The 11,924-nt window shown below is 64.9% G+C and carries 15 protein-coding genes; 10 read left to right on the forward strand and 5 right to left on the reverse strand.

Annotated elements, in window-relative coordinates:
- Positions 1-7: 7 nt before the first annotated feature.
- The 3 genes from AC1RLU_RS16995 to hmgA all read right to left on the reverse strand — a co-directional run bounded on the left by AC1RLU_RS16995 (position 8) and on the right by hmgA (position 2,788).
- Complete coding sequence (locus AC1RLU_RS16995; RefSeq protein ID WP_492796922.1) at positions 8-532, reverse strand: DUF6634 family protein; 525 nt, start codon at positions 530-532, stop codon at positions 8-10.
- A 264-nt stretch (positions 533-796) separates the two neighbouring features.
- A complete protein-coding gene (locus AC1RLU_RS17000; protein ID WP_492796924.1) occupies positions 797-937 on the reverse strand; it encodes a hypothetical protein in 141 nt (46 codons plus the stop codon).
- A gap of 498 nt (positions 938-1,435) precedes the next feature.
- The gene (gene hmgA / locus AC1RLU_RS17005; RefSeq protein WP_492796925.1) at positions 1,436-2,788 is read right to left on the reverse strand and encodes a homogentisate 1,2-dioxygenase; all 1,353 of its coding nucleotides are present in this window, start codon (positions 2,786-2,788) and stop codon (positions 1,436-1,438) included.
- A 76-nt stretch (positions 2,789-2,864) separates the two neighbouring features.
- Here hmgA and AC1RLU_RS17010 point away from each other — a divergent pair, with 76 nt between their 5' ends.
- Positions 2,865-3,299: a MarR family winged helix-turn-helix transcriptional regulator gene (locus AC1RLU_RS17010; protein WP_091859410.1), complete on the forward strand. Its 435-nt coding sequence runs from the start codon at positions 2,865-2,867 to the stop codon at positions 3,297-3,299.
- A 56-nt stretch (positions 3,300-3,355) separates the two neighbouring features.
- On the opposite strand, the gene AC1RLU_RS17015 is transcribed toward AC1RLU_RS17010, so the two are convergent.
- Positions 3,356-4,048, reverse strand: coding sequence for a GntR family transcriptional regulator (locus AC1RLU_RS17015; RefSeq protein WP_492796928.1), 693 nt, complete (start codon positions 4,046-4,048; stop codon positions 3,356-3,358).
- Between the two features lie 183 nt (positions 4,049-4,231).
- On the opposite strand from AC1RLU_RS17015, the gene aroQ (AC1RLU_RS17020) reads away from it, so the two are divergent.
- Positions 4,232-4,726 (forward strand): type II 3-dehydroquinate dehydratase, encoded by a 495-nt coding sequence (aroQ, locus tag AC1RLU_RS17020; protein ID WP_091859407.1) that lies wholly within the window; start codon positions 4,232-4,234, stop codon positions 4,724-4,726.
- A gap of 35 nt (positions 4,727-4,761) precedes the next feature.
- On the opposite strand, the gene AC1RLU_RS17025 is transcribed toward aroQ (AC1RLU_RS17020), so the two are convergent.
- The gene (locus AC1RLU_RS17025) at positions 4,762-5,427 is read right to left on the reverse strand and encodes a TetR/AcrR family transcriptional regulator (RefSeq protein ID WP_492796929.1); all 666 of its coding nucleotides are present in this window, start codon (positions 5,425-5,427) and stop codon (positions 4,762-4,764) included.
- 318 nt (positions 5,428-5,745) lie between these two features.
- On the opposite strand from AC1RLU_RS17025, the gene AC1RLU_RS17030 reads away from it, so the two are divergent.
- The 8 genes from AC1RLU_RS17030 to AC1RLU_RS17065 form a co-directional block, all read left to right on the forward strand.
- A complete protein-coding gene (locus AC1RLU_RS17030; protein ID WP_061967879.1) occupies positions 5,746-6,414 on the forward strand; it encodes an amino acid ABC transporter permease in 669 nt (222 codons plus the stop codon).
- Positions 6,415-6,421: 7 nt separating this feature from the next.
- The gene (locus AC1RLU_RS17035; protein ID WP_492796931.1) at positions 6,422-7,063 is read left to right on the forward strand and encodes an amino acid ABC transporter permease; all 642 of its coding nucleotides are present in this window, start codon (positions 6,422-6,424) and stop codon (positions 7,061-7,063) included.
- Between the two features lie 54 nt (positions 7,064-7,117).
- Positions 7,118-7,951 (forward strand): transporter substrate-binding domain-containing protein, encoded by an 834-nt coding sequence (locus AC1RLU_RS17040; protein WP_492796932.1) that lies wholly within the window; start codon positions 7,118-7,120, stop codon positions 7,949-7,951.
- 62 nt (positions 7,952-8,013) lie between these two features.
- Complete coding sequence (locus AC1RLU_RS17045) at positions 8,014-8,745, forward strand: amino acid ABC transporter ATP-binding protein (protein ID WP_492796934.1); 732 nt, start codon at positions 8,014-8,016, stop codon at positions 8,743-8,745.
- A 44-nt stretch (positions 8,746-8,789) separates the two neighbouring features.
- Positions 8,790-9,239 (forward strand): type II 3-dehydroquinate dehydratase, encoded by a 450-nt coding sequence (gene aroQ / locus AC1RLU_RS17050; RefSeq protein ID WP_492796936.1) that lies wholly within the window; start codon positions 8,790-8,792, stop codon positions 9,237-9,239.
- A 10-nt stretch (positions 9,240-9,249) separates the two neighbouring features.
- The gene (locus tag AC1RLU_RS17055) at positions 9,250-10,314 is read left to right on the forward strand and encodes a Gfo/Idh/MocA family protein (protein ID WP_492796938.1); all 1,065 of its coding nucleotides are present in this window, start codon (positions 9,250-9,252) and stop codon (positions 10,312-10,314) included.
- Entirely contained in the window at positions 10,311-11,141 is an 831-nt protein-coding gene (locus AC1RLU_RS17060; protein ID WP_492796940.1) for a shikimate dehydrogenase family protein, read from the forward strand. The genes AC1RLU_RS17055 and AC1RLU_RS17060 overlap by 4 nt, the downstream gene beginning before the upstream one ends.
- Positions 11,142-11,154: 13 nt before the next feature.
- Positions 11,155-11,924, forward strand: a 770-nt coding sequence (locus tag AC1RLU_RS17065) for a sugar phosphate isomerase/epimerase family protein (protein WP_492796942.1), incomplete at its 3' end; no start/stop codon positions are given.

Consider the following 11,924-nt stretch of genomic DNA (forward strand, 5'->3'; position numbering starts at 1 on the left):
CGGAGCTTCAGCCGTTCTGTCTCACACCGCGGGGAGCGCCGAGCCGATACCATCGGGACCGGGTTCTCGCCCAACCGCGCTCCTCGCTGAGAATGACGAGGTCGGAGGTCGCGATTCTGCGTCGCGTGCCGGGCAGCAACGGATGCCCGGTCACCTCGCCGGTGAGGCAAAAGGCTGGCCTCGACGTGACGTGCCATCGTTCGAGTATCGGGGCCGACACGAGCTCTGAGTCGGGACTCCCTTCGATACAAAGCGTTCTCAAGTCGAAGGCGAGCCCCAGGAACCGTTGTGCCTCCTCCTGAATCCCCGCGCATTCTTTGGCCCAGGCCTCATCGACTATCGCTCTGTGCGCCTGACGGAATCCTTCCATTTGAAGCGCTTCATAGAATGACAGCGGCTTCAACATCGTCTCGACCACCTCCAACAAGTCGCTCGACGACAAGACGATCAGCTTGGCGCCCTCCGGTTCTGCGTCGGCCGAAGCGGAGGCACGGGGCATCGGGCGGGTGTCGTCATTTCGAGCCAATTCCATTACGGCAGCGACTATCTCTGCCGAATCGCCTCGGAATGCTGCTTCCCGGATGAGGGAGGCAACTCTAGAATCCATCGGGCTGGTATCCTCTTGGCTGTCCTGCCAGCTTCGACATCACGCGGTCGACGGAATGGCCGTGTTTAGGTTCGCCGGCGAGATCAGTCGCGGCTTGAGAACTCGCCGTCGCGCGCAGGATGGCTTGAGCGATGTACGAACTTTCCGTCGCACGAAGGATGGCGCGAGTGATTGCTGCCACGGGTCCTTTCATGAGGGGTGGGAGAACTGCTGGATCCTCGTGCCCGATCGATAGATCCCGACCGGCTCGGTCACGTCGTTGCCCATCCCCGAGCCGCCGGTGATGACCTCGGCGAAGGCGCCGATGATGAAGGGCGAGAACCGGGCCATGAACGCACGCCACATAACGGGTGATAAAGGAGGTTATCACATGCCCAGTCGACGCCCCTGGCAAGCAAAAAAAGCGGACGGCCCGTCGCTGTGGTCGGGGATCCTCCGGGCGCACCTTTTAAGCTTGAGCGCCGCGGTCGCCGCACGCGAGCAATCGCGTGACACGCACGGTAGCCGGACAACTCGCCGGTCATATATGCCTGAGTTCTGAGGCTCGCCGCGCCCCCTTGTCCAGGTGTGTAGCCCAATTGAAGGTTATATCTCGCACGACGTTCAATTGGGCTACACACCCCCCTGTACGACGCTCAATTGGGCTACATCAGGCAATGAATTGGGGGCCAACGCCGCCGGAATCATTGCAGAATTTGACGCGATAGGTCGTAGGTAATGGGCTACGCAACAACTCTTGAGACTGACATCAGGACCGGCGGCCACGACGCTGCAGCTGCCTTCTCGTTTCTACCTGGCGATATCTGACCTATCGACCGTAACGCCCTCTCAAGGCCTGTTCGGATCGAAGTGCTTGGTCAGCTTGTGGCCGTAGCCGCCATAGTCACGCTGGAGCGAATCCGAGCCTGCCGCGAAGGCCGTGACCTGTTGCGGGAACCGCGTCTCGAACATGAAGGCCAGCGTACCCTCGAGCTTGTGCGGCTTCAGCTCGACATTGCTCGCCTTCTCGAAGGCGTCGACGTCCGGTCCGTGTGGCAGCATGGAGTTGTGCAGCGAGATGCCGCCCGGCACGAAGCCGCCGCCGGTCTTGGCGTCGTAGACGCCGTAGACCAGCCCCATGAACTCGCTCATCACGTTCATATGGTACCAGGGCGGCCGGAAGGTGTTCTCGGCCACCAGCCAGCGGTCCGAGAAGATGACGAAGTCGATATTGGCTGTGCCGGGCGTCTCCGAGGGCGAAGTCAGCACCGTGAAGATCGACGGATCAGCATGGTCGTAGAGGACCGGTCCGACCGGCGAAAAGCGCCTGAGATCATACTTGTACGGGGCGTAGTTGCCATGCCAGGCGACCACGTCGAGCGGTGAATGTTCGATATCGGCAGCCCAGAGATTGCCGCCCCATTTCACATACATCTTCGAGGGCGCGTCGCGGTCCTCGTAGGCCGCCGCCGGCGTCAGGAAGTCGCGCGGATTGGCGAGGCAGTTCGCGCCGATCGGCCCGCGCTCCGGCAAGGTGAAGGCGCCGCCATAGTTCTCGCAGATATAGCCACGCGCCGGCCCGTCCCTGAGCTCGACGCGGATCTTCACGCCGCGCGGGATCACCGCGATCTCGCCGGGCTCGATGTCGATGATGCCGAATTCGGTCCAGAGCCGCAAAGCCCCCTGCTGCGGCACGAACAGCATCTCGCCATCGGCATTGTAGAAATACGCGTCCACCATCGAGCGCGTGATCAGATAGACATGCGCGCCCATGCCGCCCTGGCTGCCGGCGTCGCCCGCGGTCGTCATGCTGCGGATGCCCTCGACGAAGGAGATCGGCCCCGATGGGATCGGGATCGGGCTCCAGCGCAAGGGCGCGATCGGCATGTCGACCTCGCGGGCCGGCGCCGTGCGCCAGAAGCCGGCATCGACCTTCCGGAATTCGTTCCAATGCGCGACGGTCGGGCGGATGCGATAGAGCCAGGAGCGTTCGTTGGTGGTGCGCGGCGCGGTGAAGGGCGAGCCGGAGAGCTGCTCGGCATAGAGACCGTAAGCGCATTTCTGCGGCGAGTTGCGCCCGAGCGGCAGGGCGCCGGGCAGCGCCTCGGTCTCGAAGCCATTGCCGAAGCCGGACATGTAGCCCGCGTGGATCGCGCTCGGGGCCTTTGAGCCGCCGGCATGGGCCGGGTTCTGAACGGTCATGGGGCACCCTCTCCTCGCGACGGCCTTCGCTCAAGATGGTTGCTTTGGTAACTGTCGATTTTGTAACTAACAAGGCATGTCGAAACTCGCGCTCGAGCACTTCCTGCCCTATCGCCTGAATCGCCTGAGTTCGGCGGTCTCGCAGCAGTTCCGGGCGGTCTACGGTCCGCATCACGACCTGACCGTGCCGGAATGGCGGGTGCTCGCCACCCTCGCCCAGTTCGGCACGATGACGGCAAAGGCCATCGGCAAGCATTCCTCGATGCACAAGACCAAGGTCAGCCGGGCCGTGCGGGCGCTGGAGGAGCGGCGCTGGCTAGTCCGGCGCGAGAACGCGCAGGACAGGCGCGAGGAAAGCCTGTCCCTGACGGCGCCCGGGCTGCATGCCTATCGCGAGATCGTGCCGCGCGCGCTGGCTTTCGAGGCCTCCATCCTCACCGCGCTCGGCCCCCATGCCGAGCCCTTGCTGGAAGCGCTCGCGCTGATGGAGGCGCGTTTCCCTGTCGAGTGAGGCACCTCCCCACGCTCTGGCGACAGAGCACGGGCGAGAACTCTCAGCCGGCCGCTTCAGTCGACCAGGCCGCGCTCCAGCGCCATGTCGATGCAGCCATGGATATGGCCGTGCAGCAGCCGCTGAGCCTCGGCTGCGTCGCGGCGCAGGGCGCAATCGAGCAGGGCCTTGTGATCCTCGGTCGAGGTCGGTCCCCAGAAGACGAAGAAGACCATCTGATAGCGCAGGTAGCGGTCATAGATACCGGCATGGAGATCGAGCAGCGCCTTGGAGCCGCAAGCCGAGACCAGCGCCTGATGGAACTCGAAATCGTAGCGTTTCCAGGCTTGCGTGCCCGATTCGTCGCCGGCGAGCAGGCGCTGCTCCATCCGGGCAAGCTTGTGATGGGCGGCGACGATGCGCCCTTCCCACTCGACATCCCCGGCCTGGAAGGACTGCGCCAGGGCGTTGCTCTCGATCAGCAGGCGCAGATCCGCCAGTTCCTTGAGGTCCGTCACCGAGCAGGGCGAGACCTGGAAGCCGCGCTGGCCTTCCGCGACCACGAGGCCTTGCGGCGCCAACCGGTTCAGGATCTCGCGCAGCGTGCTGATGCCGACGCTATAGACCGATTTCAGCCGGTCGAGCGGCAGGCGCTGTCCGGGCTGGAGTACGCCGAACACGATGTCGTGCCGGATGCGCTCATAGGCCTGCTCGCCGGTCGACAGCGCCGGGATGTCATCGCTGCCGAGATCGAATGCCGCGTCCGTCATGATGCTCCGTACCGCCTCGCCGCCTTCCTGCCAGCCGCCGCTGCGGCTTGCAAGCGCGGGGGCAGCAATCTCATAAATCAACTGATGATCGATGAATTATCAGTTGATCTCTGTTTCGTCTTGTATCACGTTTCGCTCAGGAAACGCGAGCGAGGCCAGAGAACCTCGCCCTGGGAGATCGTCATGTCGGAGAAGGAAGGGCCGGCCCGCGCCGCAGCGGGAAGCGCGGCCGCATCGCGCCGCCTCTACATCCTGAACGGCCCAAACCTGAACCTGCTCGGGCAGCGCGAGCCGCATATCTACGGCTCGACCACGCTGGCCGAGATCAGGGAGAGCTGCGAAGCGAAGGCAGGTTCGCTCGGCTTTTCGGTCGAGTTTCGACAGACCAATTTCGAGGGCGAACTGGTCGAGAGCGTGCATCAGGCGCGGCTCGAGGCCTGCGGGATCATCATCAACCCGGCCGGCTACACCTTCACCTCGGTTGCGCTGCTCGATGCGCTCAAGATGTTCGACGGCCCGAAGATCGAGCTGCACATCTCGAATGTGCATGCGCGTGAGAGCATCTATCACAACTCGCTGATCTCGCGGACCGCGACCGGCATCATCATCGGGATGGGCGCCGCCGGCTACGAACTTGCCATCCAGGCGATGGCCGGCTTGGTCGCGGCCAGGGCTTGATGGCGATGCCCCTGCCCTCCCGGCCCGGCAAGGCTTCAGGGATGCAGCATGCGCAGGAGCGTGTCGATCGCGGCCGCGCGGCGGCGGGCCAACGCTTCGGGCGCGCCCATGTCGTGGCCGAAGACCTGGCGGATGCTGGCGCGGTTGGAGACGTTATAGAAGGCGAGCGCGCTGATCGTCAGGTGGATATCGAGCGCCTCGATCCCCGGCCGGAACAGCCCCGCCGCCACGCCGCGCTCATAGGCCTCGCGGATCATGTCGATGGCCGAAAGGTTGAGCGAAGCGATCCGGTCGGAGCTTGCGAGATGGCGGCCATGGTGGATGTTCTCGACCATGACGAGACGGACGAAATCCGGGTTCTCGGCGTGATAGTCGAAGGTGAAGGCCGCCAGCAACGTCATCGCCTCTACCGGCGGCAGGCTGGCGAGGTCGAGGCTGCGCTCGAAGCCGCGGATGCGCTCGTACATCTCCTCGAGGACGGCGCGGTAGAGCCCCTCCTTGTCCCCGAAATAATAGTAGATCATCCGCTTGCTGGTCGCGGTCCGCGCCGCGATCTCGTCGACGCGCGCGCCGCTCAGGCCGTTCTCGACGAATTCCTCCTTCGCGACGGTCAGGATGTTGCGGCGGACGCCCTCCGGGTCCTGCGTCCAGGACGCCGGCTTGCGGCCCGTCACCTTCTGCGTCGACGCTGCCTTGCTCATGCTTCCCTCATCGGAAACCGGCACGAAAGCCGGGTCGCACGCATTGAAATGGACAAGACGGTACATTGCGCTTGACCAAATGAACTATCTGGTACATTTAACATGTCACCGGCAGAGCGCAAGCCGGCGAGCCTGACGACCAAGGCACCCGAGGAGAGGTGTCGCGACTGCAGACGGGAACCGGATCGACCCCTTCGAGAAGGTCGGCCGCGACTGCGTCGGACCGAAAAGTGGATTCCACTTTTCGGATGAATCCGATGCAACACCAAGGAGATAGATCACCGCGCCCGTGGAGCGCGCGATGATCTAGGGAGCGCCATGAACTACAAGCTCGATTTCACGCCGGTGATCGACGGGATGCCAGCCCTGCTGATGGGCTGCCTCGGCACCTTCCTGCTCGCGATCTGCGGCATGGCGCTGGCCATCGTCATCGGCGTCGGCGGCGTGATCCTGCGCGACTCGAAGATCGCCCCGGTGCGCTGGCTGGTGAAGGCCTTCGTCGAAATCATCCGCAACACACCCTTCCTGGTCCAGATCTTCTTCATCTATTTCGCGCTGCCACTGGCGGGCCTCAGGCTCGACCCGACGCCGACCGCGATCATCGCGCTCGGCATCAATGGCGGCGCCTATGCGATCGAGATCATTCGCGGCGGCGTCCAGTCGATCGGCAAGGGCCAGATCGAGGCAGGGCTCGCACTCGGCCTGCACAAGGCGCAGGTCTTTCGGCTGATCGTGCTCAAGCCGGCGCTCCGGGCGATCTTCCCCTCGCTGACCAGCCAGTTCGTGCTGCTGACGCTGACCACCTCCATCGCCTCGGCGATCTCGGCTTACGAACTGACCTCGGTGGCGCAGCGGATCGAGTCCGACAGTTTCCGCTCGTTCGAGGTCTACGGCACGATCACGCTGTTCTACCTCGTGATCTCCTGGGTGATGATGCGCTTCTTCGACGCGATCTCGACCCGCTACTTCAGCTACCCGGTGAAGTGAGGGCACGATGGGAGCGAACGAATTCCTCTTCCTGCTCACCGGTCTCAAGTGGACCGTGCTGCTCTCTATCGTCGGTTTCATCGGCGGCGGCGTGTTCGGGCTCGCCATCGCGCTGCTGCGCGTGTCCGGCCGGCCGCTGATCGAGCGGATCACCTCCGGCTATATCGCGCTGTTCCAGGGCACGCCGCTGCTGATGCAGCTCTTCGTGGTCTATTACGGCCTTGCGCTGGTCGGGCTGAAGCTCGATGCCTGGGTCGCGGTCGCGATCGGCTTCACGCTCCATGCCAGCGCCTATCTCGGCGAGATCTGGCGCGGCTCGATCGAGGCCGTGCCGAAGGGCCAGACCGAGGCCGCCAAGGCGCTGAGCCTCCGCTATGTCTCGCGGATGCGCGACGTGATCCTGCCGCAGGCGATCCGCATCTCGCTGCCGGCGACGATCGGCTTCCTCGTCCAGCTGATCAAGGGCACTTCGCTCGCCGCGATCGTCGGCTTCACTGAGCTGACGCGGGCCGGCAACATCGTCTCCAACCAGATCTTCCAGCCGCTCCTCGTCTTCGGGATCGTCGGCATCCTCTACTTCCTGCTGTGCTGGCCGCTCTCGCTCTACGGCTCGCACCTGGAACGTCGCATGGCCATTGCCGCGCGCTGACAGACCCGTTCACCGCCTGACCACCAACCACCAAACACGAAGAGGGAGAGAAACATGACAAAGATGAAAACCACCCGCCGCAGCGTCCTGATCGCGGGCGCCGCTGCTTTGGCCTTGCCGGCCGTACTGAGCGCCCCTGCCCTCGCCGTCACCCCGGCCGAGATCAAGGCCAAGGGCAAGATCGTCGTCGGCATCCAGGGCGACAATCCGCCGTGGGGCTTCGTCACCAGCGCCGGCAAGCAGGACGGTCTCGATGCCGATATCGCGACGCTCTTCGCCAAGGAGCTCGGCGTGCAGGTCGAGTTCGTGCCGCTCGAGGTCAACAACCGCATCCCGGCCCTGACCACCGGCCGCGTCGACGTGCTGTTCGCGACCATGGCGATGCTGCCCGAGCGCGCCAAGGCCGTGCAGTTCTCGAAGCCCTATGTCGCCAACACCATCGTGTTCATCGGCCCGAAGAAGGACAAGATCACCACCAACGAGGATATGGGCCGCTATACGATCGGCGTCGCCAAGGGCGCGGCGCAGGACACGCAGGTGACCAAGAACGCGCCGGCCAACACCACGATCCGCCGCTATGACGGCGATGCGCCCTCGATCCAGGCGCTGGTCTCCGGCCAGGTCCAGGCGATCGGCGGCAACATCTTCTACATGCAGCGCATCGAGCAGGCCCGCCCCGGCGAGTTCGAGAACAAGCTCGAATTCCAGAACCTCTATAACGGCGCCTGCACCCGTCTCGGCGAGAAGGAGATCAACGCCGCGATCAACAGCTTCATCGACAAGATCAAGGCCAATGGCGAGCTGCAGAAGATCTACGACAAGTGGATGAAGGTGCCGGTTCACAAGTTCCCGGAGAGCCTCGAAGGCATCACCTTCACCGCGAGCTGATCGCCAAGAACGGGGCCAGGGCCATGAACGCGCCAGCCGCACAGCCTTCCGGGGCGGATGCCATGATTGCCATGACGCATGTCGAGAAATGGTATGGCGAGTTCAAGGCCCTGACCGATATCAGTCTCACGGTCCGCAAAGGCGAGCGCATCGTGCTTTGCGGACCGTCGGGCTCCGGCAAATCGACGCTGATCCGCTGCATCAACCATCTGGAGACTTACCAGAAGGGCGAGATCCGGGTCGGCGGCACCAGGCTCGGAGACGATGCGAAGACCATCGACGCGGTGCGCCGCGAGGTCGGCATGGTCTTCCAGCATTTCAACCTGTTCCCGCACATGACCGTGCTGGAGAACTGCATGCTGGCGCCGATGCGCTCGCTTGGTGCCAGCAAGGCGGAGGCCGAGGCCACCGCCCGCCAATTGCTCGGCCGCGTGAAGATTCTGGAGCAGGCCGAGAAATACCCGGCGCAGCTTTCCGGTGGCCAGCAGCAGCGCGTCGCGATCGCGCGGGCGCTCTGCATGAAGCCGAAGGTCATGCTGTTCGACGAGCCCACCTCGGCGCTCGACCCCGAGATGGTCAAGGAGGTGCTCGACACCATGATCGGCCTCGCCGAGGAGGGCATGACCATGATCTGCGTAACCCACGAGATGGGTTTCGCCCGCCAGGTGGCGAACCGCGTCATCTTCATGGCCGAGGGCGCCATCGTCGAGGAGGCGCCGCCGGAGGAGTTCTTCCAGAATCCGCGCCATGAGCGGACGCGAAAGTTCCTCGGCGAAATCCTCAGCAAGCACTGAACAATCCGTCCGGCCAGACCGGACACCTCAACGGAATGCGATCGATGTCCCGCCTCGTCTATCTCCTGAACGGCCCGAACCTGAACCTGCTCGGCAAGCGCCAGCCTCATATCTACGGGCACGAGACCCTGGCCGATGTCGAGCGCGACTGCCGCAAGCTCGCCGAGGAACTGAAGCTGGAGCTGCGCTTCCACCAGTCGAACCGCGAATACGAATTGATCGACTGGATCCACGAGGCGCGCGAGGACGGGGCCGGCATCGTCATCAATCCGGCCGCCTTCACGCATACCTCGGTCGCGCTGCTCGACGCGCTCAACACCTTCGAGGGACCGGTGATCGAGTGCCACATCTCGCAGGTGCATAAGCGCGAGGCCTTCCGCCACCACTCCTATGTCTCCATGCGCTCCGACGGCGTCATCGCCGGTTTCGGAACGCAAGGGTATCAGCTTGGCTTGCGGCGCATCGCCAAGCTGATCGCCGACGCGGCCGCGTGAGGACCCCCCGATGGCTCCGGTGAAGATCGCGGTGATGGGAGCGGGCCTGATCGGCAAGCGCCACGCCGCCCATGTCCGGACCGAGCCCGGCGCCGCCCTCTCGGCGATCATCGATCCCGCCCCGGCCGGCAAGGCCTTTGCCGAGGAGATCGGCGTCGCCTGGTATCCGGGTTTCGACGCCCTCCCCGCCGGCGAGCATCCGGACGGCGTCATCGTCGCGACGCCGAACCAGCTTCATGTCGCCAACGGGCTGGAGCTGGTTGCAGCCAACGTGCCGATGCTGGTCGAGAAGCCGCTGGCCGACAGCGTCGACAGCGCCCGCAGGCTCGTCCATGCCGCCGAGGCAGCCAATTTGCCTCTGCTCGTCGGCCATCACCGCCGCCACAATCCGATGATCCGGAAAGCGCGCGAGGCGATCGATGCCGGCCGGCTCGGCCGCATCCTGACGCTCAACGGCCAGTTCTGGCTGGTGAAGCCGGACGATTATTTCGATGTCGACTGGCGCCGGCAGGAGGGTGCTGGGCCGGTCCTGATCAACCTGATCCACGATATCGATCTGTTCCGCTATCTCTGCGGCGAGATCGTCTGCGTGCAGGCGCTGAGCTCGAACGCCGTGCGCGGCAATCCGGCCGAGGAGACTGCGGTTGCCATCCTGCGCTTCGCCAATGGCGCGCTCGGCACGGTCAGCGCCTCCGACACCGTGGTTTCGCCCTGGAGCTGGGAGCTGACGACCGGCGAGAACCCCGCCTATCCGCAGCAGGACCAGTCCTGTTACCAGATCGGCGGTACGCATGGTGCGCTGACGATTCCCGCGCTCGAACTCTGGAACCACTCAGACAGGCGCGGCTGGTGGGAGCCGCTGCGGCGCGAGCGCATCCCCTTTGTGACCGAGGACCCGTTGCAGGCCCAGATCCGGCATTTCTGCGCGGTGATCCGTGGTGAGGAAGAACCCCTCGTCTCCGGCCGCGAAGGCCTTGCGACGCTCGCCGTCATCGCAGCCGTGAAGGAAGCGGCGCGCACTGGCGCACCGGTCGAGATCGCCCCGGAGCCTGCTCCGGCGAGGGCCAAAGCATGATCAAGGGCACGACGCGATTGATCGGCCATCTCGGCTATCCGACCGAGAGCTTCAAGGCGCCGATGATCTACAACCCCTATTTCCAGCGCGAGGGGATCGACGCCGTCGTCGTGCCGATGGGTTGCCGCAGCGCGGATTACCCCGACTTCCTCAGGCTGTTCTTCCGCCTGTCCAACGCCCATGGCGCGCTGGTGACGATGCCGCACAAGGTCACCACGACCGGTCTCGTCGATGTGCTCTCGCCGACGGCCGCCATTGCCGGCGCCTGCAATGCCGTGCGGCTGGAAGCGGACGGCCGGCTCACCGGCGACATGTTCGATGGCGAAGGTTTCGTACGCGGCGTCCTGCGCAAAGGGCACAAGCTCGCTGGCGCCCGCGCGCTGGTGATCGGTGCCGGCGGCGTCGGCTCGGCGATTGCCGCTTCGCTGGCGAAGGCCGGCGTCGCGGAGCTGGGTCTGTTCGACAAACATGCTCCCGCAGCCGCGGAACTCGGGCAGCGGCTGGTCGCGCACTACCCTGCCCTTCGCGTCACGACCGGCTCGAATGACCCTGATGGCTTCGACCTCGTCGTCAATGCGACTCCTCTTGGCATGAAGCCCGGCGATCCGTTGCCGGTTGATATCTCCCGCCTGCCCGCTTCCGCCTTCGTCGGCGAAGTCGTGATGGCGCAGGAGATCACGCCGTTCCTCGCGGTTGCGCGCGCACGCGGCTGCGCCGTGCAGGTCGGCACCGACATGCTGTTCGAACAGATACCCGCCTATCTGGAATTCTTCGGCCTGCCTTCGACCACGGCCGAGGATTTGCGCGCCGTCGCGCGACTGGGCTGAGAGGAGGCACACCGTGATTCCATCGATCGCCACCGTGTGCGTTTCGGGCACGCTCCAGGAGAAGCTCGAGGCCATCGCCGCCGCCGGCTTCAAGGCGGTGGAGATCTTCGAGAACGACCTGATCGCCTTCCCCGGCTCTCCGACCGAGGTCCGGCGCATCTGCGGCGATCTCGGCCTGACCATCGTGACCTGCCAGCCCTTCCGCGATTTCGAGGGCATGCCGGAGGGGCGCCGCCAACGCGTCTTCGACCGGGCCGAGCGCAAGTTCGATCTCTTGCAGGAACTGGGAACGGACCTGCTCTTCGTCTGCTCCAGCGTCTCGCCGGAGGCGCTTCCGGGCATCGACCGGCTCGCCGCCGATTTCGCCGAGCTCGGGGAGCGGGCCAGCCGGCGCGGCCTTCGCGTCGGCTACGAGGCGCTGGCCTGGGGCCGGCATGTCTTCGACTATCGCGACGCCTGGGAGATCGTGCGCCGTGCCAACCGGCCGGAGGTTGGGATCATCCTCGATTCCTTCCACATCCTGGCGCGCGGGCTCGACCTCTCGGCGATCGGCACGATTCCGCGCGACAAGATCGCGATGGTGCAGATGGCTGATGCGCCGCTCCTGCAGATGGACCCGCTCTCCTGGAGCCGGCACTGGCGCTGCCTGCCCGGCCAGGGCGACCTCAACCTCTCCGGCTTCATGCGGGCGCTGGCCGCGACCGGTTATGACGGCGTGCTCTCGCTGGAGATCTTCAACGATCGCTTCCGCGCCGGTTCCGCGCGTTCCGTCGCGCTCGACGG

It is taken from the genome of Allobosea sp. GW822-FHT05A11 (assembly GCF_058800455.1).